Genomic DNA, 23479 nt, shown 5'->3' with positions numbered 1-23479 from the left:
ATCCCGGCGGACGCTGGTGTGCTGACGATGGTGTGCTTCAGTACGGCCACCGCCAGCAGCCAGTCGGGCATTGCAGGTCGAGGCGAGAGTTCGGCAGTGCGAAGAGGGATTTTCGCCGCTGCGCCGGCGCATGGTGGTTCCATGGGCCAAGAGGTGGCGGAGAGGAGCCGCACGGCCGAATTCGCAGCCCGGCCAACCAAAGTCCGACAGACTGCCCGGACAGGCGCAAGAGCTGGCCCGGCTCACCTCTCAACCCGCAGCCGATCCAGCCAGTAAGATCCAGCCAATAAAAAGAAACCCCGCCGCAGCGGGGTTTGAATCGTTTCAGATGCCGATCAGGTTTTGATCAGGCGTCGGCGATAGCGACGTTGGCTGCCTGGGCGCCCTTGGGACCCTTGACCGTTTCGTAGCTGACGCGCTGGCCTTCCTGCAGCGAGCGGAAACCCTTGGAGGTGATCGCCGAGAAATGCACGAACACGTCCTCACTGCCGTCCTCGGGCGAGATGAAACCGAAACCCTTGGCATCGTTGAACCACTTGACCTTTCCGAAGCTCATTGCCTTCAACCCCTCAACAAAAATGGACCAATGTGCATGTTCGCGCCGCGTCAAATCAGGCCTGTCATGCCCCACGGTACCCTGCACGGGCGGGATTTTTGGCACGAGTCGGGTTGATGTGCAAGTCAAACCTGCATTTCACTGCGCGATTGCGCTCACGAAACCACCCGGATCGGCCGCCATTCCAATTCGTTCCGCTGGGCCCAACAGGCGTTCGAAGCCATGTACCACGCCATTTCTCAGGCCGTTTGCAGAAACTGCGCGAGAAGCAGCCCAAGGGCGGCACTGGCTGCGGCGACATTGGCCTGCACCTCGTCCAGGGTGACCGCATGCGGCTCTGGATCGCAGCCGGCAGCCCAGTTGGCCAGTATGGCCACGCAGGCGTAGTCCAGCCCCAGTTCGCGCGCCAGTGCGGCCTCGGGCATGCCGGTCATGCCGACCATGGCGCAGCCGTCGCGACGCAGGCGCGCGATCTCGGCGACGGTTTCCAGGCGCGGACCCTGCGTGCAGCCGTAACAACCGCCTTCGCGCAGATCGACGCCTGTCGTGCGCGCCGCCGCGAATAGACGCGCGCGCAAGCTTGCGCTGTAGGGCTCGGCGAAATCGATATGCCGCACCGGGGCACCTTGCACGCCGCCGTAGCTGCCCTCGCGGCCCCAGGTGTAGTCGATGATCTGATCCGGCAGCGCCAGCACGCGCGGCGGCAGGTCGGCGCGGATGCCGCCGGCCGAATTGATGCCCAGCACCTCATGCGCGCCGAGATGCTGCAGCAGCCACAGATTGGCGCGATAGTTCACCGCATGCGGCGCCAGCGTGTGCTGTGCGCCGTGGCGTGCCAGGAACAGCACGTGCCGCGCGCCGTAACGACCGCTGATCACTTCGCCGCTAGGCGCGCCCCAGGGCGTATCCGCGACGGGCACGCGCGACTCCACCTCCAGGCCATCGAGCTGGTACAGCCCGGTGCCGCCGATGATGGCCAGCGTGGTGGCGTGCGCGTTCATGCATCCCTCAAGGCGTAGATGGCGGGCAAATTGCGGCCCTGCTCCTGAAAGTCCATGCCATAGCCGAACACGTAGCGATCCGGTACCAGCAGGCCGTTGACGTCGCTGTGCAGCCCCGGCACGCAGCGGCCATGCGGCTTGCGGCACAAGGTGGCGATGACCACCTCGGCCGCGTGCTCGCCGAGGCACCAGTCGCGCAGCGCGGCCAGGGTATGGCCTTCGTCGAGGATGTCATCAGCCAGCAGCACGCTGCGCCCGGCCAGCGGTGTGGCGGGACGCTGCTTCCACAGCAACTCGCCGCCCTGGGTCGAACCGCGGTAGCGCGTGGCGTGCACGGTGTCGAAGCGCAGCGGGCTGCGCATGGCCATGGCCAGTTGCCCGGCAAACGGCAAGGCACCGTGCAGCACGGTGAGCAGCAGGGCTTCGCGCCCCGCCAGACGTGCGTCCAGCGCAGCGGCCATGTCGTCGATGGCCTGCGTGATGACGCAGCGATCGTGGATGAGATCGCTGGCGGTCAGCGCATCGGCCAGGCTGGCAGGCAGCGCGCTCATGCCACGGCCTGCGTTTGCAAGCTGGCCAGATCAGCCAGAAAGCGCGCGCGCTGCGGGTTGTCGAGCAACGCTGCCCAGCTTGGCGCAGCCTGCCCCGCCAGACGCACCTGCGCGAATGCAGGAGCGCCATGCACGGCGCGCGCGGCGGCCAGTGCCTCGGGCACCAGCGCCGGTGCGCAGGCCAGCACGATGTGACAGCCGGCGGCGTAGTGCGCGGCGACGCGCGCGCCAACGCCGCCGGCGCTGGCGGCCGCGGCCATGCCCACGTCGTCACTGATGACGATGCCGGCGAAGCCCATCTCGCCCTGCAGAATGTCCTTGATCCAGCGCGGCGAATAGCCCGCCGGCAACGCATCGATGGCGGGATAGGTCACGTGCGCCATCATCACCGCCTCGGCGCCGGCGGCGAAACCCGCCGCGAACGGACGCAGATCGGCTGCGCGCAACTCGGCCAGCGTGCGCGCGTCGCGCGCGCCCTCGAGGTGGGTGTCTTCCAGCACCGAGCCGTGCCCCGGGAAATGCTTGAGCGTGGCCGCCATGCCGGCCAGCCGCATGCCACGCACATAGGCCTGGCCGAGCGTGGCCACGGCCTCCGCATCGGCGTGCAACGCGCGCGTGCCGATGGCGCGGTTGCCGCGCGCCAGATCCAGCACCGGCGCGAACGACAAGTCCACATCCATCGCGCGCAGCTCGCTGGCCATGATCCAGGCGTGTTCCTCGGCCAGCGCCACCGCGCGTGCCGCATCGCGGTCCCACAGCGCGCCGAGTGTGTCCAGCGCCGGCAGGCGCGTGAAACCGTCGCGGAAACGCTGTACCGGGCCGCCTTCCTGATCGACGGCAATCAGCAGCGGTGCCGCGCGCGCACCGCGTACCGCGTCGATCAGGCGTGTCAGTTGCGCGCGATCCGAATAATTGCGCGTGAACAGGATCAGCCCGCCCACCTCGGGCGCGGCCAGCCACGTGTGCTCATGCGCGGCCAGTTGCAGACCCTCGATGCCGATCATCAGCATGTTTCATCTCCGGCGCGTTCGCGCGCGTTCCACGCAGCGTAGGGATGCGCGATCAGGTTGACGTTGAAATAGCGCAGGTGCTGGCTGACCTCGCGCCCCAGCCACAACGGACGCGGAAACGGTGCGTCCGCGGCGGACAGTTCCAGCTCGGCCACGACCAGCCCGGCATTGCTGCCGAGAAACTCGTCGATCTCGAAGTGCACGTCGTCCACCGGCACCACGTGGCGGCGCTTCTCGATCAAGCCATTGCACAGGGTTTGCAGCATGCGCTCGGCATCCGCGGGTGGAATCGCGTAGTCATATTCATCGCGCACGATGCCCGCGCGCGCGGCCTTGATGTTGAGCCACGCCGTGGCGTCTTGCACACGCACGCGCACCGAAGCACGCGCCAGCCCCGCGGCCAGCGCCGCAGCGTCGATCAGATAACCCTGGCGCAGGTGCAGCGTGCGCGTCACGCCCGCGCGCCAGGTGTCAGCGCGCAGCAGAAACTTGCGTTCGATCTCGATGCCCATGCGTGCCTCAGTCGCGCTCGAACAGGGCAATGGATTCGACGTGCGCGGTATGCGGAAACATGTCCATCACCCCCGCCGCTGTCAAGCGAAAACCATGGCGTTGCACCAGCGTGCCAGCGTCGCGCGCCAGCGAGCCTGGATGGCATGACACATACACCACGCGGCGCACCGATGTCCCCGGCAGATAGTCCAGCAGCTCGGCGGCGCCAGCGCGCGGCGGATCCAGCAGGATCTTGTCCCAGGCTTCGCGCGCCCACGGCGCCTGGCGCTGGTCGGCAAACAGATTCGCGGTGTGAAAGCGTGCGTTGCCCAGCGCATTGCGCGTGGCATTTTCGGCGGCTCGGGCGACCAGACCGGCGTCGCCCTCGACGCCCGCCACCACGGCCGCGCGACGCGCGATGGGCAGGGTGAAGTTGCCCAGCCCGGCGAACAGATCGAGTACGCGCTCGTGCGCCTGCGGCGCCAGCAGGTCCAGCGCCAGCGCCAGCATGCGTCGGTTCATGCCGGCGTTGACCTGGATGAAATCCAGTGGCTGAAACACGATCTCGATGGCGTCATCGTCGATGCGATAGCTCAATGCGCGCGCGTCCAACTCACGCAGCGGCTGCGCGCTGTCGGGCCCGCCCGACTGCAGCCACAGCGCGATCGCGTGCCGATCGGAAAACACCGCGAGGCGCGCGCGATCGGCCGCGCCCAGTGGCTGCATATGCCGAAACAGCAGCAGCGCCGCGTCGTCGCCGCGCGCGAATTCGATTTGCGGAATGTCGCGGCGCGCATCCAGTGAGTCGACCAGCGCTGCCAGCGGCGCGAGCAACGTGTCGAATGGCGGCGCCAGCACCGCGCAACTGCCCAGATCGGCCACGAAGCGCGGGTTGTCCTCGCGGAAACCCACCAGCACGCGGCCTTTCTTCTCGACCCAGCGTACCGACAGGCGGCCCTTGCGCCGGTATGCCCACGGCGCATCGGCCAGCGGCGCCAGCCAGCGCTGCGGCACGACCTTGCCGATGCGCTCGAAGTTCTCCGCCAGCACGCGTTGCTTGGCAGCAAGTTGCGCGGCGGATTGCAGGTGCTGCAGCGCGCAGCCGCCACAGCGGCCGAAGTGCGGGCACGGTGGTATCGCGCGTTGCGCCGAGGGCGTGAGCACGGCGAGCAACTCGGCCTCGTCGAAATGCCTGTGGCGCTTGCGTGGACCGATGCGCACACGCTCGCCCGGCAGCGCGCCGCGGACAAAGATCACCTTGCCGTCGCTGCGGGCCACGCCACGACCGTCGTGGCTGAGATCGATGATGTCGGTTTCGAGGTCGCTCATGCGCGGAAAACAAACGGCCCGGGCGCGGCGCCCGGGCCAGATGATGACAGCGGTTTCGCGCGCTGGACTATTTGCGCTGCCACGCGCCGGAACTGTCGCGATAATACCAGCCGGGGCGTGCTTTCTGGATCCATGTCTGCGCGAAGATGGCGCGGATCCTGGGCTCCCACTCGGGGTGGCCATTGGCGCTCGCGATGGCGGCATACAGATCGGCGCGCTCGCGATTGGCGCTGGCCACGGCCTGGCTGACCCCGGCCCGTTGCGGCAACGAGGCCGCGTTGAGATCGCGCACGGCGACATTGCCATTGGCGGTGAATCCGATCACCCCGGCTTTCAGCAGGGGTTCGAGATTCTGCTCGAAATTGGCCTTCATGCGTGCTTCGATGGCCTGGATCCCGGGCGTCGAGATATTCATGTCGGGCTCGGCGGCGGCGGCCGGCGGGATGATGAAATCGAGCACCGCGATGCCGAGACCACCGCCACCCGAACCCGCGTTGATCGACGTGCTGCTGGCTGGCGCCGGACTGCTGCCAGCGGGCGCCGGACTGGTCGCGGTGCCCAGCACATTACCGACAATTTGCTGCGCGGCTTTCTGCGCGGCAGCGGCAGGAAAATACACATTGATGGTCACGCAGCCAGCGAGCAATGCCAGGCAGGCGGCGAGCAGGATGAGCGGTTTGTGCATGGCGGTTCCTTCAGCGAATGACCGGGCCCTGCCCGGTGGTGGCGGCTTGCAGCCGCGACAACAGCGTGGACCAGTCTACCTGTGTCTGATGACCGATGATGTGGATATAAGGCAGGCCATCACCTTCGACGATGCTGTAGCCGCCACCATTGGCGGGCTTGATGCCGCCCATGGTGCAGACGTCGTTGGCCAGCGTGCACGACAGCCCGATGTGCTTGTAACCGAAGGTGCTGAACAGGCTCAGCACCGCGCCCTGGATGCCACCGGCCAGTCCACCGCCACCACCGACCGAAGTCAGGTTTTTCACCGCGCGCTGACTGATGCGCCCACCGCCTGCGGTGTGCAGCTCGGCCTTGAACGCCACCGGATGCCACGCCACCAGACGCAGCCCCTGCACGTTGCCATCGAGCTTGCCGGTGATTTCGCCGAAATCGAACACGCTGGTCAGCGGCGCCAGCTCGATGCCATGCAGGCTCAGATCGGCGCCCAGCTCCGGCGCCACCCCGAACAAATGCGCCAGGCTCATGCGCGTTACGGCGACGTAGCCGCCGAACACCTGCATGCTGAGCCCGCCCTGCAATACGGCGCGGCCATCCTGCCAGCGCAAATCCGGGATTGCGCCACCCAGCGTGCCGCGAAACGCCGGCCAGCCCAGCGCGCCGGACAACTCGCCCAGTGATACACCTGTGAACGCCAGGCCGGTGCTCAGGCGCGTGCGCTGCGTGCCGGCAGGCGCGAAGCTGAAATGTTGCACGAGCATGTTGCCACCCAGAAGCGGAATCTGCGCAGGCGCCACCAGCGTGAGCAGTCCCTGGGCGTCGCGCAGGCGCATCTGCACCGTTCCCAGCGGCACACGATAAATGCTGGCCGCGCGCCAGCCCAGCGTGGTGGGTGCCAGCGTGGTGCCGCTGCGCCAATCCAGCGCACCGTTCAAGCCGGCGATGGCAAAACGCCCGCTGGTATCGGCCATGTCGACATGGTGCAATTGCAGCTGCAGCGCGTTGAGCACGCCGCGCTGCCAGTCAAGCGTTACTTGCGCCTGACCCATGCCCTGGAAGCCTGGCAAGCCGTGGCTTTGCAACCAGGTGCTGGCATAGCGCGGAATCGCGCGCGCCAGATCGATGTTCGCGCGGCGGACCACCAGGCTGTCGAGCTCCCCCTTGGCACCCAGCGCCATGCTGGCGTCCAATGCCACGGCGTTGCCATCCTGGTAGTCGAAGCGCGAAATGCGCAGCGTGCCCGCGGCATCACGGGTCAGATTCACGTCCAGCGGCGCATCGCGCGCCGGCAACTGCGCGTAAAAACTGCCGGCCAGCAGTTCGCCACCGCGCAGCGCACCGTCGAAATCCAGCCGCGTGGCATGCGCATCGTGCTGCAGGTTGAAATCGCCGCGCAGGCCGAAACCTTGCGCCGCCACGCTACCGCCTTGCGCGAACGCAGCCAGTCCTTCCACACCCAGGCGCCCGGAAACACGCAGGCTGCCGGCATCGGCATCCAGTGCGATCGTGCCGCTGGCGCTGCCGTTGCGGACGCTGGCCCCCGGCATGGCCGCGCCCAGCGCGCCGCCCAGCCAACTCAGCGGCAATGCAGTCAGCTGCAATTGCACGTGCAACGGCGCATCCATCGGCAGCGCCGCATCGATGCGCGTGGCGCCCTGATCGATGACGATCACGGCGGTATCGCTGAGCGGGTCCAGCGTGACATCGATTTGCGCATCGCGCAGTGCGCGCCCCGGCGCGGCGCGCAACCGCAGCGGCGCCTGCATGTGCCAGCGTCCGTCGCCCCGGCGCTGCAGCGTGCCGGTCACGTCCATGCCAACCTGCTTCCAGCCCAGCGCGGGCACGGCCACGGCAGCTGCCGACAGGTGCAGCGCGAACACGCCTGGCTGCGCCATCTCGGGCGCCAGCACCACACGCACGTCGTGCGCCGCGATGCCGGGCGCAGCGAGCACGCGCGCGTGCAACGTGATCGCGGCATGCACAGGAAGCGCGGCCAGCACCAGCAACAGGCCACACGCGCGCGGAATGCTTGCAATCACTCTCATTGCCGGTGATTCTGCCAGTGCAGTCGGGGGATGGATATGAATATCGCGCTAACGCGGGGCTTGCAGGTCTTGCTGGCGGAGGACGATGCGGTCTCGGCGCTGTTTCTCGCCGATGCCCTGGGCGCGCTCGGCTGCAGCGTGCAACATCACGCCGATGGCGCGGATGCGCTGCAAGCCGCGCGCAGCATGCGCTTCGATCTGCTGCTGCTCGACCTGCACCTGCCGCGCTGCAATGGCAGCGAGTTGCTGGCCAAGGTGCGCCTTGATGCCACCTCGGCCAGTCATGAAACCGTCGCCATCGCCACCTGTGCCGGACTCGATGCTGCGCAGCACGCGCATCTGCTGGCGCAAGGTTTCAGCGATGTCCTGCCCAAACCGCTGAGCTTGGCCCTGCTCACGGCAACTCTGCATGCTCATGCCGCAGGGGTGCAACTCGACGAGGCGCGCGGCCAAGCCGCCGCCGGTAGTGCGGCCACACTGGCGGCATTGCGCGGCCTGCTGGTACTGGAGCTGGCGCAACTCTCGGCGCAGTTCGACGCCCTGCTGGCGCGCGATCCGCCCGGGCTGTGCGAGCGCCTGCACCGGTTGCGCGCCAGCTGCGGATTCTGCGGCGCGTTGCAACTGCAGGACGCCGCCGCCGCTGCGCACGACGAACTGCATCAGGGTCGCGCGCGTGCGGTCACGCTGGCGCGCCTGCGCGCGCTGCTGGGCTCGACGCGGCTCAGTCTGCTGCGTGCGGGCGCGGCCGTGCCAGCGGGGCCAACGACCACGAGGCCAGTGCCCGGCCACCCAGATGCAGGCTGATCAACTCGCGCAGCAGGCGCCGCAGATCGGGTAGATCCTGCGCCTCGGGCACTTGATCATGTGCCAGTGCCAGCAGCGCTGAACCGCGTAGCCCGGAGCCACCCAGGTGTGGCTGCCAGCGCAGCGGGCCGCGCTCGGGCGCGTAGGCATAGCGCAACCCGGCCTGCACGGGCGCGCCGCTTTCGGCTTCGCGGTCGAGCAGCGGCGCATACCCCATGGCTTCGAGCAAGTCGCGCTCGAAGCGGCGCAACAGCCAAGCGCTGGCGCGCGCGCCACTGAGCTGCTCCAGTAGCGTCTGATACTGCGCGAACAGGTGCGCATGCGCATCCTCGCGCGGCAGCAGGCGCACCAACAATTCGTTGACATACAGCGCGGCCAGCAGGGCTTCGCCGCCGAGTGCGTGCAGCGCCATCAGCTCGGCCGCGTGCAGGCGTCCGAGTTCGCCCTGCCGGCTGTAGCTCAGACGCAGCCTGCGCAGCGGCTGCAGATCGGCGCGCGCGGTCGGCGTATGCGCACCGCGCACGCCGCGCGCGATCAGGCCGATGCGGCCATGCTCGGCGGTGAGGCATTCGAGCAACAGCGAGGTCTCGCGCCACGGCCGCGCGTGCAGCACATAGCCCGGCTCGAGGCTGACCGGCGCAGGCATGCCGGCGCCTAGTCGGTATAGCCGAAGCGCTTCAGCTCGGCCTCGTTGTCGCTCCAGCCGGCGCGCACCTTGACCCAGGTTTGCAGAAACACGCGGCGCCCGAATAACCGCTCCATGGCACGACGCGCGCCGCTACCAACCTGTTTGAGCATCGTGCCGCCGTCGCCGATGACGATCGGGCGCTGGCCCTCGCGCTCGACCCAGATCACCGCGTGCACCTCGGCCAGGCCATCCGCGCGTTCGCTGAATTGCTCGATCTCCACCGTGGTGGAGTAAGGCAGCTCATCGCCCAGGCGCAGCATCAATTGCTCGCGCACCATCTCTGCGGCCAGAAAGCGCTCGCTGCGATCGGTGATGTCATCGACGTCGAACTGCGGCGCGCCCTCGGGCAGGCGCTGCAATAGCTGCGCGCGCAGCTCGTCCAGACCTTGACCACGCAGCGCCGAGGCATACAGCACCGCAGCGTAGCTGTGCTCCTCGCTCAGTCTGGCCACGAACGGCAGCAATGCGGATTTGTCGCGCTGGCGGTCGATCTTGTTGATCACCAGCACGCGCGGCAGGCGCTCGGCGGCGATCGCCTTGTACACGGCAGCATCTTCGTCGCTCCAGCGACCGGCTTCGATCACGTGCGCGATCAGGTCGACCTCGCCGAGCGCGGCGTGCACGGCGCGATTGAGGCTGCGGTTGAGCGCACGCCGCGCGCCGCGATGCAGGCCCGGCGTGTCCACGAATGCGATTTGCCCACCGACCAGCGTGGACACGCCGAGAATGCGGTGGCGCGTAGTCTGCGGTTTCGGACTGACGATGCTCAGATGCGTGCCCAGCAGCGCGTTGAGCAGGGTCGACTTGCCGACATTCGGCCGCCCGACCAGCGCCACACGCCCGCAATGGCCAAGGCCAGGCGCATTCATGCGCGGCGCTCCCGCACGGCGGCCAGCGCATGCGCGGCGGCCTCCTGCTCGGCGGCGCGGCGACTGCTGCCGCTGCCATTGAAATGCTGCGGCTCGGGCAGCGCAAGCACGCAATCGACCTCGAAATGCGGCGCGTGATCGCTGCCGCTGCTATGCACCAGTTCGTACTGCGGCAAGCCCAGCGCGCGCTGCTGCAGCCATTCCTGCAAGCGCGTCTTGGCGTCCTTGGCGGATTTTTCCAGCAGCGCGATACGCGGTTCGAACAGGGTGCGCACCAGCGCGCGGCATGTATCCAGACCGGCATCCAGATACACCGCCGCGAGCAGCGCCTCGAAGGCGTCGGCGAGAATCGAATCGCGACGCTGACCGCCGCTTTTCATCTCGCCCGGCCCCAGATGCAGGCGCGCGCCGATGTCCAGTTCGCGCGCCAGTTGCGCCAGGGCCTGGCCGTTGACCAGGGCGGCGCGCTGCCGCGTCAGCTCGCCCTCGTCGGCGCGCGGCCGTTGTTCGAACAGCAACTCGGCGACGAAGGCGTTGAGCAAGGCATCGCCGAGGAATTCCAGGCGCTCGTTGTTGTGCCGTCCCGCACTGCGATGGGTCAGCGCCAATTCGGCCAGCGCAGCGTCGTGGAATTCATGCGGCAGATGCACGAACTCAGCCCGCAGCTTGCGTGTTCATCGGCGCCGAGGTCTTGAAATGCAACAGGAAGCTGATGTTGTAAAGAAACGGGATGACCTTGTTGTAGCTCATGGTCAACATGGGCGTGGGGCCGCCAGTGACGATGCTCAGCCTGGCGTCGCTCAGCGTGCTGTTGTCCACGTACTGGAAGCTGCCGGTGAACGACATGTCATTGCGAATCTGCGCCAGCGGTTTGCCCATCTCGCCAGGCTTGTCCGCGGTTTCCTTGACGGTTTTGACCACGCCCATGTACTCGGCGTAGGCCGGCACCAGCTTCATCGCCATGTAGGCGAAGAACCCGGCGATGATCAGGATGAACACAAACCCGATCAGGGTCATGCCGTGCTGCTGCGTTTTCATTGCCCCTCCCGTGCGCCAAAGCGCCTAATGAATCATCGTGCCGATGCGTTTGAAATCGATACCGTGCGGCCCGCGCCAACTGAACCAGATCATGAACGCCTTGCCAACCAGGTTGCGCTGTGGCACGAAGCCCCAGAAGCGGCTGTCCTCGCTGTTGTCGCGATTGTCACCCATGACGAAGTAGCTGTGGGCCGGCACCGTGCAGGTGCCATCGTGGGTGTTCTCGAAATGGCAGGTCGGCGACTGATAGGTGCCGCCCATCGCGATTTGCGGCATTTCCGCGATCTCGTTGGTGTGCGCGCCCAGGTGCTCGCGATACACCATGGCGCCATTGGCTTCCAGCAGGCGGCTCTCGCGGCCGTAACCACCCTGATAAGGACCAACCAGTTGCGTCGGCACCAGTTTGCCGTTGATGTAAATCTGCTCGCCGCGAATGCGGATGGTGTCGCCGGGCAGCCCGATCACGCGCTTGATGTAATCCTCGCTCGGCTTCAGCGGGTAGCGAAACACCACCACATCGCCGCGCTGCGGCTCGCCAGTGGACAGGATCCTGGTGTGGAACACCGGCAGACGCAGGCCATAGGCAAACTTGTTGACCAGGATGAAATCGCCCACCTTGAGCGTGGGCATCATCGAGCCGGAGGGGATGCGGAACGGCTCGGCGATGAACGAGCGGAACAGCAGCACCGCCGCCAGCACCGGAAACAGCGAGCGCGAATAATCCACCGTCCACGGCTCGCGCGCCGGCAGACCCCCGACACCCGCGCGCGCCATGCGGCGCTTGCGCAGAAACACCACATCGAACAGCCAGACCAGGCCGCTCAGCACGGTCAGCAGCAATAGAATCAGCGAGAAATATTGCATCGCATGTCCTTGAAATATATTTGTTGCACGTTTACTTGTTGTCGACCTTCAGCACGGCCAGAAACGCTTCCTGCGGGATTTCCACGCGGCCCACCTGCTTCATGCGCTTCTTGCCTTCCTTCTGCTTCTCCAGCAGTTTTTTCTTGCGCGAGATATCGCCACCGTAGCACTTGGCCAGCACATTCTTGCGCATGGCCTTGACCGTGGCGCGCGCGATCACCTGCGCCCCGATCGCCGCCTGGATGGCGACATCGAACATCTGCCGCGGGATCAGATCCTTCATCCGCTCCACGAGTTCCCGTCCGCGCCGGTCGGCATGGCTGCGGTGCGAGATCATGCTCAGCGCATCGACGCGATCGCCGTTGATCAACACATCGACGCGCACGAACGGGCCGGCCTGGAAGCGCTCGAAGTGGTAGTCCATCGAGGCATAGCCGCGCGACACCGACTTCAGGCGATCGAAGAAATCCAGCACCGCCTCGGCCAGCGGCAACTCGTAGCTGATCTGCACCTGCGTGGCGAGATACTGGATGGAGCGCTGCACGCCGCGCTTTTCCTCGCACAGGGTGATCACGTTGCCGACGTAATCGGGCGGCGTGAGGATGGTGGCGAGAATGATCGGCTCGCGGATCTCCTCGATCTGCGTCAGCGTCGGCAGCTTGGCCGGATTGTCCAGCTTGAGCACGCCGCCGTCCTTCAGCCCCACCTCGTACACCACGGTGGGCGCGGTGCTGATCAGATCGAGGTCGTACTCGCGCTCCAGGCGCTCCTGCACGATTTCCATGTGCAGCAGGCCGAGAAATCCGCAGCGGAAGCCGAAGCCCATGGCCTCGGATGATTCCGGCTCGAAAAACATCGCCGCGTCGTTGAGCTTGAGCTTGTCCAGCGCTTCGCGCAGCGCGTTGTAATCATCCGCCTCGGTCGGAAACAGACCGGCGAACACGCGCGGCTGCATCTGCTGGAAACCCGGCAGCGCCTGCGCCGCCGGACTGGCGGACTGGGTCAGCGTGTCGCCCACCGGCGCGCCATGCACGTCCTTGATGCTGGCCGTGACCCAGCCCACCTCGCCCGGCCCCAGCCGCGCCTGAACCTTGCGCTTGGGCGTGAACACACCGACCGACTCGACGTCGTGGGTACGCCCGGTGGACATCACCAGAATCCTGTCGCGCGGCTTGATCTCGCCCTGCATCACGCGCACCAGTGAAACCACGCCCATGTAGTTGTCGAACCACGAATCGATGATCAGCGCCTGCAGCCGATCGGTGCCGCGCGGGCGCGGCGGCGGGATGCGCGCGACGATGGCCTCCAGCACCTCGATCACGTTGAGCCCGGTCTTGGCGCTGATCGCGATCGCGTCCTCGGCATCGATGCCGATCACCGCCTCGATCTCGGCCTTGACGCGCTCGATATCGGCGGTGGGCAGGTCGATCTTGTTCAGCACCGGCACCACGGTCAGGCCCTGCTCGACGGCGGTGTAGCAGTTGGCTACTGACTGCGCCTCGACGCCCTGGGCGGCGTCGACCACCAGCAGCGCGCCCTCGCAGGCGGCCAGCGAGCGGCTGACCTCGTAGCTGAAGTCGACATGGCCGGGGGTGTCGATGAAATTGAGCATGTAGGTGCGGCCATCGCGCGCCGTGTACGGCAGCGAGACCGACTGCGCCTTGATGGTGATGCCGCGTTCGCGCTCGATCGGATTGGAATCGAGCACCTGGGCTTCCATCTCGCGCGCCTGCAAGCCACCGCAGAGCTGGATGATGCGATCGGCCAGCGTGGACTTGCCGTGGTCGATATGGGCGATGATGGAGAAGTTGCGGATGTGATCCATGGCCTGCACGGTGTGTGGACGGCATGGGCGCACCGCACGCAGCCGCGCGCCGCACGACGGCGGCGCTGTTCGGTAAATCGAAACGCCGCCCGCGGGCGGCGCACATGGATTATGGCAGAAGGCTGGCGTGACCGGGGTCGGCACGCCAAGCTGCGGGATTAATCCTGCAGCTTGGCGACGACAGCCTGCGCGCTATTGCTTTCCGGCACCGGGCTTGGGCACCGGCACAGCCACGAACTGGCTCACCTGGCCGCGACGCACCAGCAGGATCGCGACCTCGCCCGGCTTGTAGGCACGCACCGCGTTCTCGAACTGGGTCACGCTACCGACCCGCTGCTGACCCACCATCAGGATCACGTCGCCCGGCTGCAGACCGGCATCACGCGAGGGACCACTGACCGTACTGACCTGCACGCCTTCGCCCGCTTTCAAGTCGAGCTGCTCGCGCTGACCCGCGCTGAGATCCTGCACGGTCAGGCCAAGGCCATTTCCGGAAATTGCCTGTTCCATGCTGGCCAGCGCATGTTTGCCGCGCGGCGCCTGTTCGACCTTGACGTTGAAGTTCAGTGTCTTGCCAAAGCGGATGACGGTCAGCTTGGCGATGCTGCCAGGCGGCGTCAGCCCGACCATCGGCGACAGGTCATCCACCGAGTTGATGGTCTTGCCGTCGTAGGCCACAATCACGTCACCCGGCTTGATGCCGGCCTTTGCCGCCGGACTGCCGGGCATCACACTGGCCACCAGCGCGCCCTCGACGCGGCTCATGCCAAGGCCTTTGGCGGTATTCGGCGACACGGGCTGCAGGTACACGCCGATCATGCCGCGCTCGACGTAACCCTTGGTCTTGATCTGCTGCACCGCATTCATGGCCACGTCGATGGGGATGGCGAACGACACGCCCATGAAGCCGCCGGTGTTGGAGAAAATCTGCGAATTGATGCCGACCACCTGGCCATCCATGTTGAACAGCGGACCACCCGAGTTGCCGCGATTGATCGGCACATCGGTCTGGATGAAGGGCGTATAGCGCTGATCGCTGGGGCCCAGGCTGCGCCCCACGGCACTGACGATGCCCGCAGTCACGGTGTGATCGAAACCGAACGGTGAGCCGATCGCCAACACCCACTGGCCCGGTTTCAGGGCGTTGGAGTTGCCGATGTTCACCACCGGCAGATTCTTCGCGTCGATCTTCAGTACGGCGATATCGAACGTGGCGTCGGCGCCCACCAATTTGGCGGTGAATTCGCGGTGATCAGCCAGTGTCACGCTGATCTTCTTGGCCCCGTCCACGACGTGGTCATTGGTGAGGATGTAACCATCGGAAGAAATGATGAAACCTGAGCCCATGGAGATTTCTTCCTCGGGCTGCATCTGCTGCTGCGGCGGCACCGGGAAACCGAAGAAGCGGAAAATATCCGGTACCTGTGCCTGTTGCTGGCCACCGGGCCCGCGCATGAACGGGCTGGGCTGGGTGATGTCGGCGCGGACATTGACCACGGTCGGGCCGTATTTCTCCACGATCGAGGTGAAATCGGGCAGGCCGGCGGTGGCGGCCATGCTGGCCAGTGGTGTCGCCACGAGCAGGGCGATGGCTGCGAACTTGAGCAGCGTCCTTTTCATCGAGCAGTCTCCAGAGCAGGGGTTGAATGGATACCGCAGCGCGGTGCAGGTTTCGATGGCCCGGGACCCTTCGAGTTCAGCATCGCGCGGGCACTCGTTCAGCTTCGCTTTGGACACCTGCGCGCGCCTCGGCCGGAAGTCATGGGCCGCGCAGCGATTAACCCCTGTTTCAGGCTTGCCGCCTACAACGCCCCATCCGCCGCACCCGCCGGCAGCACGCGCTTGAGGTCGTAAATCACCGCGCCCTTGCGCCCGAGGGCGCGGATGCCCGTTGCGCCTAGATCTCGAAAACGCTGGTGCGCCACGGCCAGCACGATGGCGTCGTAATACCCCGCCTGCGGCTGCGGCACCACATCCAGAGCATATTCGGCGTGCGCCAGCGCGATGTCGACCCAGGGATCGTGCACATCCACCGTGGCGCCGGCCTCGCGCAGTTCGCGGATCAGATCCACGACCCGGGTATTGCGCAGATCCGGGCAATCCTCCTTGAAGGTCAGGCCCAACACCAGTACGCGTGCACCGACTGCGCCGATGCCGTGGCGCGCCATCAGGCGCAGCACCTGATTGGCCACGTAAATGCCCATCTTGTCGTTGATGCGGCGCGCGGCCAGGGTCAGCTCGGGGTGATAGCCCAGCGCGGTGGCCTTGTGCGTGAGGTAGTACGGATCCACGCCGATGCAATGCCCGCCCACCAAACCGGGACGGAACGGCAGGAAGTTCCACTTGCTGCCCGCCGCCGCCAGCACTTCGGCAGTGTCGATGCCCATCTTGTTGAAGATCATCGCCAGCTCGTTGATCAGCGCGATGTTGACGTCGCGCTGGGTGTTCTCGATGACCTTGGCGGCCTCGGCCACGCGGATCGAGCCGGCGCGGTGCGTACCGGCCGGAACGATGCGCCGGTACAGCGCATCGACGAACCCGGCGGCCTCCGGCGTGGAGCCGGAAGTCACCTTGATGATGGTTTCCAGGCGGTGCAGGCGATCGCCAGGATTGATGCGCTCGGGGCTGTAGCCGCAAAAGAAGTCGCGATTGAACATCAGGCCGGACACGCGCTCGAGCACGGGCACGCACACTTCCTCGGTGGTGCCGGGATACACCGTGGATTCGTAGATCACCACCGCGCCGCGGCGCAGCGCGCGACCCACGGTTTCGCTGGCGGCGATCAGCGGACGCAGATCCGGGCGCTGCGCCTCGTCCACCGGCGTCGGCACGGTGACGATGAACACCTCGCGGTCATCCAGATCGGTCGCCGCGCTGCTGTAGCGCAGATGCGGCGCGGCGCCAAGCTCCGCGGCACTGGCTTCCAGGGTGTGGTCACGGCCGCCGCGCAGTTCATCCACGCGCACGGTATCGATATCGAAACCCACGGTGTCGAACTCGCGGCCAAAAGCCAGCGCCAGCGGCAGGCCGACGTAACCGAGGCCGACCAGGGCAATACGGGGATGGGTGGGAAACATGGCGTCTCGCGCGTGGGCCTGCAGCAGTGCCGCTGTGGTGCGGATGCTAGCAGTCAGTCGCGCAGTCAGTCGCGCAAACGGATGCCGCGCGCGCGCCACGCAACCCGCTACGACCCGAACGTGCTGACGTCCAAGCGCAAGCGCGCGTGTTTGATCAAGATGTGTTTGATCGAGACATGTTTTATCAAGTATCGGGATTCCCATCGCGCGCCAGCGGGCGCTGGTCCGTGGCCGTGCCTTGCGTGCGCCGCACGCCGGCCATGCGATTGCGTAGACCGCATTCATGCACGGACTTGTTTCGTGAACGCGAGCTGTCGCTATACTCCGGGCCTTGCGCGGGTCCGGATTGCGGCCGGATCGCGCCTTGACCCTCGCCGAGGACTTTTCATGTTGCGATCGCTTCTGCTTGCCTCGTTTCTGGTCGGCATCGCCAGTGTGGCGGTCGCCGCTCCCGCACCCGCGCCGACATCGGCCGCGCCCATCGCCAAGCATCCCGGCGATGCCGCCGCCGGTCGTCTGATGGTATTCACCTGCCACGGCTGCCACGGCATTCCCGGCTATCGCAACGCCTACCCGAATTATCCGGTGCCCAAAATCGCCGGACAGCACTACGACTATCTGGTCGCGGCGCTCAACGAATACCGGGATGGCCAGCGCACGCCGCCGACCATGACCATGAACATCCAGGCCAAGAGCCTGTCCGAGCAGGATATCCGCAATATCGCGGCCTACCTTTCCAGCATCCGCAAGTGAGCCCGGGGGATTATTCGATGACACGCACGCTGATCCTCGCCCCGGTGCTGGCCGCGCTGCTGCTGCTGATTCCGGTCGCGCATGCCGGCGGCAACGCCGCCGCAGGCAAGAAAAAAGCCGTGGTCTGCTTCGCCTGCCACGGCGCGAACGGCGATTCGCTCGATCCGCAGTACCCGCGCCTCGGCGGCCAGTACGCGCAGTACATCGTGCAGGCGCTGAAGGAATACCAGGACGGCGAGCGCAAGAATCCGATCATGGTCGGCTTCGCCTCGACCCTGACCGAGCAGGACCGCGAAGACATCGCGGCCTATTTCGCAGCGCAAAAGCCCGTGCTGTGGACACTGCGCGGCGAGGTTTCCGGCTCGCACAAGCGCCAAGGCACCTCGCTGTAACGCGCCACCACGACCCGTCGAGGCGCCGGTTTCACGCGCCCCGGCGGTGGCGGGGTCTGGCTTGCCATGCCAGTGCGATGGACGCGATCGTCACGACGAGCGCCGCTCAGCGCAGCGCTGACTCGCCGTGCGCGTGCGCCGCGTAATAGGGATTTTCGCCCTTGGCGTGCTCGGTGGCATCACGCACGGCGGTGATCTCGGGCACTTGCTCGCGCAAGGTGCGCTCGATGCCGTCGCGCAAGGTCAGATCGACCTGGCCGCAACCCTGGCAACCGCCGCCGAAAGCCAGCACCACGCTGCCATCGCTGCCCACCTCGAGCAGGCTGACGCGACCGCTGTGCTGCGCCAGTTGCGGATTGATGAGGTCCTCGATGACACGCTTGACGCGCTGCGCCAGCGAAGCCTGCGCGGCATCGGTCTCGCCGCGCAGACGCGGCGCGCGCACGCTCAGCGCCTGGCCGGTGCCCGTGGGCAGGTAATCCAGCACGGCACCATCCAGCCAGGGCACGCTGGCGCCATCCACGAAAACATTGAAGCCCTCGCACTGCAGCACCCATTCGTCCCCGGTGATCTCGGCGGGCTCGCAAAAACTCAGCTCGCAGTCGCCCTTCAGGGTGCCGCCATCGCGGGCACGCAAGCGGATACCCCAACCGGGACCGCCTTGTTCGGCCAACAGCTTGCGGAAATAGATTTGTGCGCGTTCGGAAATATCGATCATGCCGTGTGCCTCTCAGCGGTGGCCACCCGCGCACCGAGTGCGCGGCGAGTGCCGCCTGGCTTGCGCAAGACCAGCACCCGCGCGGCCCTGTCCGCGTATGCGCATTGTAGCGTCCTATACTCGCGCCTCGTCGAAACTGCCAGGCAACCGACCATGACGCTGGATCAACTCGCCGCGCAATCCTGCCTGCCGCGCCGCGGCGCCGAGCACCGCCTGGATGCCGCGCGCATCGCCGAATGGCTGGCGCTGCTGCCCGGCTGGCAGCGCGGTGCGGATGACCTTTCCATCGGCAAGGATTTCAAGTTCGCCGATTTCCACCACACCCTCGGCTTCATCAATGCTGTCGGCTTCCTGGCCAATCGCGCCGATCACCATCCCGACCTGCAGGCCGGCTACGGCCACTGCCATGTGTCATGGTCGACGCACGATTGCGCTGGCGTGTCGATGAACGATGTGATCTGTGCCGCGCGCGTCGAGCGCCTGCTGTACGGTTGATGTACCTTGGCGCGCGGCCGTTGGCGCGCGCAGCGGCGCTGCTCGCACTGACACTGTTGCTGGCCTGGTCATTGGCTGCTCTGGGCAATGCGCTGACCCGCGCCGGCGTGGCGCAGCAGGGTCTGCGCGAATGGCGCGCATGGCACAGCGGCGTCTCGCCGTGGCAGTGGCGGCTGCGCCGACCCGCGGATGTCATCGCCGCGCGTGCGTTTGGCGCCGCCAGTGTGCATGCGGATGATGACGCGCTGGCGGTGCACTATCGCGGCGGCAGCTGGCAAATCGGTCTGCGTCTGGCGCGACCGGCAGCGTTGACGGATGCACCGGTGTTGCTGCTGTCGTTGCGCCAGTCCGCGGCATTGCCCCTGAGCGTCATCGTGCGCAGCACGCTGCATGCACGTGCCTGCACCGCCGACGCGGGTCTGCTGCCTGCACGCGCCGGGACATTGCGCATCGATCTGGCGGCCTTGCCCTGGCGCTGCGCCGGCCAGCCCGCGCGCATGCCAACCCGGGCCGCCATGCTGCGCCTGCAGTCCAGCGGCCCCGCGGGAAGACGCATCGTGCTGATCAGCGCCATGCTGCTGCCGGCGCAAGCACTGAGAGGGTGAGAGTTTTTCTCTGAGCCACCCAAACGGTTGTGCGGCAGGCATGATAGCGAGCATGACGACATCCACTGAGCATGACCCGGCGGCGACGCAGACAGGCCTGTTTCTGGACCTGCCCGAGCCCAGCGAAGCCCAGGTACGGGAGGCGCAGGCCAAGGCGGCGATGCAGCGAGAGCAAGGCGCGCCGCGATTGCTCGAACCCAACCGTTTGCAGGTGGAGCTGCGCGCCTCGGACCTGGAATCGTTGTTGCCCGAGGACCACCGGGCGCGACTGGTGTGGGGTTACGTCGAGCGTCAGGACCTGAGTCGGTTGATCGAGGCGGTCAAGGCGCGCGGCAGCAACGCCGGTCGTGCGGCGATCGACCCGCGCATTCTGTTCGCACTGTGGCTGTACGCCACGCTGGACGGTGTGGGCAGCGGCCGCGAAGTGGCGCGGCTGAGCCTGGAGCACGATGCGTACCGGTGGATTTGCGGCGGCGTGTCGGTGAACTATCACGCGCTCAATGATTTTCGTGCGGGCAACGAAGCGCTGATGGACGAGCTGCTCACGGATAACGTAGCCGCCCTGGCCGCGGTGGGTGCGATCACCTTGCAGCGCGTGGCGCAGGACGGCATGCGCGTTCGCGCCGCTGCGGGTGCCGCCTCGTTCCGCCGCCAAGCCAGCCTGGACGACCACCTGAGCCAGGCCCGCGAGCTGGTGCAGACGATCAAGACGCAGGCCCAGGCCGATCCGGGTCAAGCCCGGCGGCAAGCGCAGGCGGCCAAGCTGCGCGCGGCCCGGGAGCGCGAAGCGCGCATCCAGGCGGCGCTGGAGCAACTGCCTGAAGTGGCCGCTGCCAAGAAGCGCAACGGCTCCAGGGCCGAAGACGCCAGAGCGAGCACCACCGACGCCGACGCGCGGGTCATGAAGATGGGCGACGGCGGTTTCCGTCCGGCGTTCAACGTGCAGTTTGCCACCACCTGCGAAGAACAGGTCATCGTCGGCATGGACGTGGTCACCGCCGGCAGCGACATGGCGCAACTGGCGCCGATGGTCGAGCAGGTCGCGCAGCGCCTGGGGCGCAGCCCGGAGCAGTGGCTGGTCGATGGCGGCTTCCCCGCGCACGAGCAGATCGATGCGGTGGCCGGCAGGACCAAGGTCTACGCGCCGGTGCCAGAACCCAGGACGAAGCAGGACGCGCAGGGCAAGGAGGTCGCGCAGGACAAGCACCAACCCAAGCCCGATGACTCCGAGGCGGTGGCCCAGTGGCGCGTGCGCATGGCCGGCAGCGAGGCCAGGGACATCTACAAGCAGCGCGCGGCAACCGCCGAATGCGTCAACGCCCAGGCGCGTAACCGAGGCCTGCTGCGCATGCCCGTGCGTGGCTTGGCCAAGGTCCGCTCGGTGGTGGGCCTGTTCGTGCTGGCGCACAACCTGTTGCGCACCGCCGCGCTGGCACCGCAACTCATCGGTTGGGGGACAGATCCGTCCGCCATGGCGGCGCAGGCCGCATGAGAGGGCAAGAAATGGCCCCAAAGCGCTCAGCCAGCGCGAAGTTCGGGAGACCGACACCCATCACGGGCACCGTCTGCGCCATTCGACCGCACGCGCAGGCGACCACGTCCAGCATCAGCAGCCGTCGCGCCCACGCCGACAACCGAAAAACTCACAGCCTCTGAGCCCGCAAGCACCGCAGACATGGGCGCACTGGCGCGCGCAGTCGCCGCCGCGCGCCGGTGTTCCCGTGGTCTGGCTGTCCGCCACGTATTCACCGTATCTGCTGGCCCAGCGCGATGCGCTGTGGCAACGCGACCCCGCGGCCATCGCGTTGCCGGTCGGAGCGCCAGCGCGCGCCGGCGCAGCACGGTGCGTCTTGCCCTGGGACTGGATCGCCATTGCCGCCTGCGCCTTGCTGATGCTGGGCCTGTTGCGCTGGCCGCCACACGCGCCGCGGCTGCGCGCACTGGGCGAGGCCCTGCTGGCGCTGCTGCCGGTGCTGCTGATCGCCTTCGGCGTCGGTGACAGCCAGCGGCCGGATGCGCGATCCGGCGCACTGATCCTGCTGGCGCTGGGTTTCGCGCTGCTGCTGAGCGTGCGTCGCACGCCGCTGCTGGCGCCCTGGCATTGGCTGGCACCGTGGCGGCAATGGGCGCTGCCGCTGCTGCCGGTGTTGGCCGCGCTGCTGCTGTGGCTGGCGCAGCCCGTGATGGTCCCTGGCATGGCCAGCTTCGTGGGCTATTTGCCATGGGCGGCACTGCAGCAATACCTGCTGCTGGTGATCGTGGCGCGGCGCCTGGACTATGCGCTGGCGTGGCGGCCGCTGGCGGTGCTGCTGGCGGCGCTGTTGTTCGCCCTGGCGCACACGCCAAATACACCGCTGATGCTGCTCGCTTTTGCCGCGGGCCTGTTGTGGACTGGCTGGTTCCTGCGCCGTGGCGCGCTGCTGCCGGTGATCGTGGCGCACGCGCTGGGTGCCACGCTGCTGCTCGGCATCGCCAGCAACGCCGGCTGGCTGCGCTCGCTGGCCATCGGCGGGCGCTATCTGGGCTGGGGCGGCTGAGAGGCTGTGAATTTTTCAGCCTCTCAGTCCGGCCATGGATGGCCGGACGCGAAGCGGTCACGCAAGTGGCTGCTTCGCGGAGGCGCGTACGGACCCGTGCCGGACGCGCCGATGAAAAATTCCGCACGATGCGGAATTTTTCACAGGCTCTGAGCCTGCACGACCGCGCGCAGATCGTCCGGCAACGGCGCGGAAAAACTCCAACCCTGGCCGTCGATCTCGAACTCGAAGCGTGCCGCATGCAGGAACAGACGCCTGAGGCCGCGTGCGCGCCACAGTTTATTGGCCTCGCGCGTGCCGTATTTCTCGTCGCCGGCCAGTGCATGGCCGGCGTGCTGCGCGTGCACGCGAATCTGGTGCGTACGCCCGGTGGCCAGGGTCGCCTCGACCAGGCTGGCGTCGGCGTAGCGCTCCAGCTCGCGGAAGAACGTCAGCGCTGGCTTGCCGTCCGCGGCCACGCGCACCAGGCGCTCGCCGCCGGCCAGATCGAACTTGCGCAACGGCACGTTGATGTCGAAACGCGCACGCTGCAGGCGCCCGGTCATCAGGCACAGATACTGCTTGGTGACGCGGCCCTCGCGGATCGCCGCCTGTACACCCAGCAGCGCGCTGCGCGAGCGCGCCAGCACCAGCACGCCGGAGGTGTCGCGGTCGAGCCGGTGCGCCAGTTCGATACTGTCTCCCGGGAACGCCGCGCGCAGCAGCTCGATGGCGCCGTGGCTGATGCCGCTGCCGCCGTGGCTGGCGATGCCGGCGGGTTTGTCCAGCACAAGGAAATGCTTGTCGTGATGCACCACGGCCGCCCGCAGGCGCTCGATCTGCCCTGCATCGGGCGCCGCGGCCTGCGTCGGCGCCGACTGGCGCAGCGGCGGCAGACGCAACTCGTCACCTGCGTTCAGGCGCGTATCCGGTTTGGCGCGTTTGCCGTTCACGCGTACCTGTCCGGTACGCAGCAAGCGGTAGATCAGGCTGCGCGGCACGCCCTTCAAAAGGGTGCCGAGGGCATTGTCAATGCGCTGTCCATCACGCTCGGAACCCACCTGGATGTGCTGGACGCCACCGGCGGGCGCATCGGAAGTTCGCGTCATCATTGAAAAATATCCCGTCTGACCCCTACACTGCGCTGGCTCTTTGCGGGCCCTGGCG

General features: G+C 67.0%; 25 protein-coding genes. 7 read left to right on the top strand and 18 right to left on the bottom strand.

Translation table 11 applies throughout. The features are described 5' to 3' along the window. Positions 1–346: 346 nt before the first annotated feature. From Mschef_RS08935 to Mschef_RS08900, 8 genes are all read right to left on the bottom strand, one after another. A complete protein-coding gene (locus tag Mschef_RS08935) occupies positions 347–556 on the bottom strand; it encodes a cold-shock protein (protein WP_081127675.1) in 210 nt (69 codons plus the stop codon). A gap of 239 nt (positions 557–795) precedes the next feature. Beyond that, positions 796–1557, bottom strand: a complete 762-nt coding sequence (locus Mschef_RS08930; protein WP_081127672.1) for an S-methyl-5'-thioinosine phosphorylase — start codon at positions 1555–1557, stop codon at positions 796–798. Further along, positions 1554–2108 (bottom strand): hypoxanthine-guanine phosphoribosyltransferase, encoded by a 555-nt coding sequence (locus Mschef_RS08925; protein WP_081127669.1) that lies wholly within the window; start codon positions 2106–2108, stop codon positions 1554–1556. Before Mschef_RS08925 ends, Mschef_RS08930 begins: the two co-directional genes overlap by 4 nt. Next, positions 2105–3118, bottom strand: coding sequence for a beta-N-acetylhexosaminidase (gene nagZ / locus Mschef_RS08920; RefSeq protein ID WP_081127666.1), 1014 nt, complete (start codon positions 3116–3118; stop codon positions 2105–2107). Before nagZ ends, Mschef_RS08925 begins: the two co-directional genes overlap by 4 nt. Then, a complete protein-coding gene (locus tag Mschef_RS08915) occupies positions 3112–3630 on the bottom strand; it encodes a CYTH domain-containing protein (RefSeq protein WP_081127663.1) in 519 nt (172 codons plus the stop codon). The genes nagZ and Mschef_RS08915 overlap by 7 nt, the downstream gene beginning before the upstream one ends. Positions 3631–3637: 7 nt before the next feature. Next, positions 3638–4939 (bottom strand): 23S rRNA (uracil(1939)-C(5))-methyltransferase RlmD, encoded by a 1302-nt coding sequence (gene rlmD / locus Mschef_RS08910; protein ID WP_081127661.1) that lies wholly within the window; start codon positions 4937–4939, stop codon positions 3638–3640. 67 nt (positions 4940–5006) lie between these two features. After that, positions 5007–5624, bottom strand: coding sequence for a YdbL family probable chaperone protein (locus Mschef_RS08905; RefSeq protein WP_081127660.1), 618 nt, complete (start codon positions 5622–5624; stop codon positions 5007–5009). Between the two features lie 10 nt (positions 5625–5634). After that, the gene (locus Mschef_RS08900; protein ID WP_136256219.1) at positions 5635–7668 is read right to left on the bottom strand and encodes a translocation/assembly module TamB domain-containing protein; all 2034 of its coding nucleotides are present in this window, start codon (positions 7666–7668) and stop codon (positions 5635–5637) included. A gap of 36 nt (positions 7669–7704) precedes the next feature. Here Mschef_RS08900 and Mschef_RS08895 point away from each other — a divergent pair, with 36 nt between their 5' ends. Then, a complete protein-coding gene (locus Mschef_RS08895; RefSeq protein ID WP_168708813.1) occupies positions 7705–8472 on the top strand; it encodes a response regulator in 768 nt (255 codons plus the stop codon). On the opposite strand, the gene recO is transcribed toward Mschef_RS08895, so the two are convergent. From recO to Mschef_RS08855, 8 genes are all read right to left on the bottom strand, one after another. Next, positions 8390–9118, bottom strand: a complete 729-nt coding sequence (recO, locus tag Mschef_RS08890) for a DNA repair protein RecO (protein ID WP_081127657.1) — start codon at positions 9116–9118, stop codon at positions 8390–8392. The genes Mschef_RS08895 and recO overlap by 83 nt on opposite strands. Positions 9119–9126: 8 nt before the next feature. Beyond that, positions 9127–10029 (bottom strand): GTPase Era, encoded by a 903-nt coding sequence (era, locus tag Mschef_RS08885; protein WP_081127656.1) that lies wholly within the window; start codon positions 10027–10029, stop codon positions 9127–9129. Continuing rightward, positions 10026–10679, bottom strand: a complete 654-nt coding sequence (gene rnc, locus Mschef_RS08880) for a ribonuclease III (RefSeq protein ID WP_081127655.1) — start codon at positions 10677–10679, stop codon at positions 10026–10028. The genes era and rnc overlap by 4 nt, the downstream gene beginning before the upstream one ends. Before the next feature lie 4 nt (positions 10680–10683). After that, complete coding sequence (locus Mschef_RS08875; RefSeq protein WP_081127652.1) at positions 10684–11067, bottom strand: DUF4845 domain-containing protein; 384 nt, start codon at positions 11065–11067, stop codon at positions 10684–10686. A 24-nt stretch (positions 11068–11091) separates the two neighbouring features. Beyond that, on the bottom strand, positions 11092–11931 hold the full coding sequence (gene lepB, locus Mschef_RS08870; protein WP_081127649.1) for a signal peptidase I: 840 nt from the start codon (positions 11929–11931) through the stop codon (positions 11092–11094). Positions 11932–11962: 31 nt separating this feature from the next. Further along, positions 11963–13756, bottom strand: a complete 1794-nt coding sequence (gene lepA / locus Mschef_RS08865) for a translation elongation factor 4 (protein WP_081127646.1) — start codon at positions 13754–13756, stop codon at positions 11963–11965. A 192-nt stretch (positions 13757–13948) separates the two neighbouring features. Beyond that, positions 13949–15376, bottom strand: coding sequence for a DegQ family serine endoprotease (locus Mschef_RS08860; RefSeq protein WP_081127644.1), 1428 nt, complete (start codon positions 15374–15376; stop codon positions 13949–13951). Between the two features lie 182 nt (positions 15377–15558). Beyond that, the gene (locus Mschef_RS08855) at positions 15559–16833 is read right to left on the bottom strand and encodes a nucleotide sugar dehydrogenase (RefSeq protein ID WP_081127641.1); all 1275 of its coding nucleotides are present in this window, start codon (positions 16831–16833) and stop codon (positions 15559–15561) included. A 387-nt stretch (positions 16834–17220) separates the two neighbouring features. Here Mschef_RS08855 and Mschef_RS08850 point away from each other — a divergent pair, with 387 nt between their 5' ends. Both Mschef_RS08850 and Mschef_RS08845 read left to right on the top strand, forming a co-directional pair. Then, positions 17221–17586, top strand: a complete 366-nt coding sequence (locus Mschef_RS08850; RefSeq protein WP_081127638.1) for a c-type cytochrome — start codon at positions 17221–17223, stop codon at positions 17584–17586. 17 nt (positions 17587–17603) lie between these two features. Next, positions 17604–17978 (top strand): c-type cytochrome, encoded by a 375-nt coding sequence (locus Mschef_RS08845; protein WP_081127635.1) that lies wholly within the window; start codon positions 17604–17606, stop codon positions 17976–17978. Between the two features lie 106 nt (positions 17979–18084). Here the strand turns inward: Mschef_RS08845 and Mschef_RS08840 are convergent, their stop codons facing one another. Then, positions 18085–18696 (bottom strand): NfuA family Fe-S biogenesis protein, encoded by a 612-nt coding sequence (locus tag Mschef_RS08840; RefSeq protein WP_081127633.1) that lies wholly within the window; start codon positions 18694–18696, stop codon positions 18085–18087. 153 nt (positions 18697–18849) lie between these two features. Between Mschef_RS08840 and Mschef_RS08835 the strand changes: the two genes are divergently transcribed. The 4 genes from Mschef_RS08835 to Mschef_RS08820 all read left to right on the top strand — a co-directional run bounded on the left by Mschef_RS08835 (position 18850) and on the right by Mschef_RS08820 (position 22333). Then, positions 18850–19191, top strand: a complete 342-nt coding sequence (locus Mschef_RS08835; protein WP_081127632.1) for a 4a-hydroxytetrahydrobiopterin dehydratase — start codon at positions 18850–18852, stop codon at positions 19189–19191. Next, positions 19191–19796 (top strand): hypothetical protein, encoded by a 606-nt coding sequence (locus tag Mschef_RS08830; protein WP_081127629.1) that lies wholly within the window; start codon positions 19191–19193, stop codon positions 19794–19796. Before Mschef_RS08835 ends, Mschef_RS08830 begins: the two co-directional genes overlap by 1 nt. A 52-nt stretch (positions 19797–19848) precedes the next feature. Then, positions 19849–21288, top strand: coding sequence for an IS1182 family transposase (locus tag Mschef_RS08825; protein WP_081126278.1), 1440 nt, complete (start codon positions 19849–19851; stop codon positions 21286–21288). A gap of 229 nt (positions 21289–21517) precedes the next feature. Continuing rightward, positions 21518–22333 carry a CPBP family glutamic-type intramembrane protease gene (locus Mschef_RS08820; protein ID WP_081127626.1) on the top strand — a complete coding sequence of 272 codons (816 nt, stop codon included), beginning with the start codon at positions 21518–21520 and terminating at the stop codon, positions 22331–22333. 140 nt (positions 22334–22473) lie between these two features. Here the strand turns inward: Mschef_RS08820 and Mschef_RS08815 are convergent, their stop codons facing one another. After that, positions 22474–23424 (bottom strand): RluA family pseudouridine synthase, encoded by a 951-nt coding sequence (locus tag Mschef_RS08815; RefSeq protein WP_081127623.1) that lies wholly within the window; start codon positions 23422–23424, stop codon positions 22474–22476. Between the last annotated feature and the right edge of the window lie 55 nt (positions 23425–23479).

The organism is Metallibacterium scheffleri (genome assembly GCF_002077135.1).
GTDB lineage: Bacteria > Pseudomonadota > Gammaproteobacteria > Xanthomonadales > Rhodanobacteraceae > Metallibacterium > Metallibacterium scheffleri.
The sequence above is the reverse complement of the archived record's forward strand: the minus strand, read 5'-3'. Positions and strand labels throughout refer to the sequence as shown.

Excerpts from the sequence above, each read along its gene's own strand:
- Mschef_RS08935 (WP_081127675.1), bottom strand. The coding sequence starts at position 556 with ATGAGCTTCGGAAAGGTCAAGTGGTTCAACGATGCCAAGGGTTTCGGT.
- Mschef_RS08930 (WP_081127672.1), bottom strand. The coding sequence starts at position 1,557 with ATGAACGCGCACGCCACCACGCTGGCCATCATCGGCGGCACCGGGCTG.
- Mschef_RS08925 (WP_081127669.1), bottom strand. The coding sequence starts at position 2,108 with ATGAGCGCGCTGCCTGCCAGCCTGGCCGATGCGCTGACCGCCAGCGAT.
- nagZ (WP_081127666.1), bottom strand. The coding sequence starts at position 3,118 with ATGCTGATGATCGGCATCGAGGGTCTGCAACTGGCCGCGCATGAGCAC.
- Mschef_RS08915 (WP_081127663.1), bottom strand. The coding sequence starts at position 3,630 with ATGGGCATCGAGATCGAACGCAAGTTTCTGCTGCGCGCTGACACCTGG.
- rlmD (WP_081127661.1), bottom strand. The coding sequence starts at position 4,939 with ATGAGCGACCTCGAAACCGACATCATCGATCTCAGCCACGACGGTCGT.
- Mschef_RS08905 (WP_081127660.1), bottom strand. The coding sequence starts at position 5,624 with ATGCACAAACCGCTCATCCTGCTCGCCGCCTGCCTGGCATTGCTCGCT.
- Mschef_RS08900 (WP_136256219.1), bottom strand. The coding sequence starts at position 7,668 with ATGAGAGTGATTGCAAGCATTCCGCGCGCGTGTGGCCTGTTGCTGGTG.
- Mschef_RS08895 (WP_168708813.1), top strand. The coding sequence starts at position 7,705 with ATGAATATCGCGCTAACGCGGGGCTTGCAGGTCTTGCTGGCGGAGGAC.
- recO (WP_081127657.1), bottom strand. The coding sequence starts at position 9,118 with ATGCCTGCGCCGGTCAGCCTCGAGCCGGGCTATGTGCTGCACGCGCGG.
- era (WP_081127656.1), bottom strand. The coding sequence starts at position 10,029 with ATGAATGCGCCTGGCCTTGGCCATTGCGGGCGTGTGGCGCTGGTCGGG.
- Mschef_RS08875 (WP_081127652.1), bottom strand. The coding sequence starts at position 11,067 with ATGAAAACGCAGCAGCACGGCATGACCCTGATCGGGTTTGTGTTCATC.
- lepB (WP_081127649.1), bottom strand. The coding sequence starts at position 11,931 with ATGCAATATTTCTCGCTGATTCTATTGCTGCTGACCGTGCTGAGCGGC.
- lepA (WP_081127646.1), bottom strand. The coding sequence starts at position 13,756 with ATGGATCACATCCGCAACTTCTCCATCATCGCCCATATCGACCACGGC.
- Mschef_RS08860 (WP_081127644.1), bottom strand. The coding sequence starts at position 15,376 with ATGAAAAGGACGCTGCTCAAGTTCGCAGCCATCGCCCTGCTCGTGGCG.
- Mschef_RS08855 (WP_081127641.1), bottom strand. The coding sequence starts at position 16,833 with ATGTTTCCCACCCATCCCCGTATTGCCCTGGTCGGCCTCGGTTACGTC.
- Mschef_RS08850 (WP_081127638.1), top strand. The coding sequence starts at position 17,221 with ATGTTGCGATCGCTTCTGCTTGCCTCGTTTCTGGTCGGCATCGCCAGT.
- Mschef_RS08845 (WP_081127635.1), top strand. The coding sequence starts at position 17,604 with ATGACACGCACGCTGATCCTCGCCCCGGTGCTGGCCGCGCTGCTGCTG.
- Mschef_RS08840 (WP_081127633.1), bottom strand. The coding sequence starts at position 18,696 with ATGATCGATATTTCCGAACGCGCACAAATCTATTTCCGCAAGCTGTTG.
- Mschef_RS08835 (WP_081127632.1), top strand. The coding sequence starts at position 18,850 with ATGACGCTGGATCAACTCGCCGCGCAATCCTGCCTGCCGCGCCGCGGC.
- Mschef_RS08830 (WP_081127629.1), top strand. The coding sequence starts at position 19,191 with ATGTACCTTGGCGCGCGGCCGTTGGCGCGCGCAGCGGCGCTGCTCGCA.
- Mschef_RS08825 (WP_081126278.1), top strand. The coding sequence starts at position 19,849 with ATGACGACATCCACTGAGCATGACCCGGCGGCGACGCAGACAGGCCTG.
- Mschef_RS08815 (WP_081127623.1), bottom strand. The coding sequence starts at position 23,424 with ATGATGACGCGAACTTCCGATGCGCCCGCCGGTGGCGTCCAGCACATC.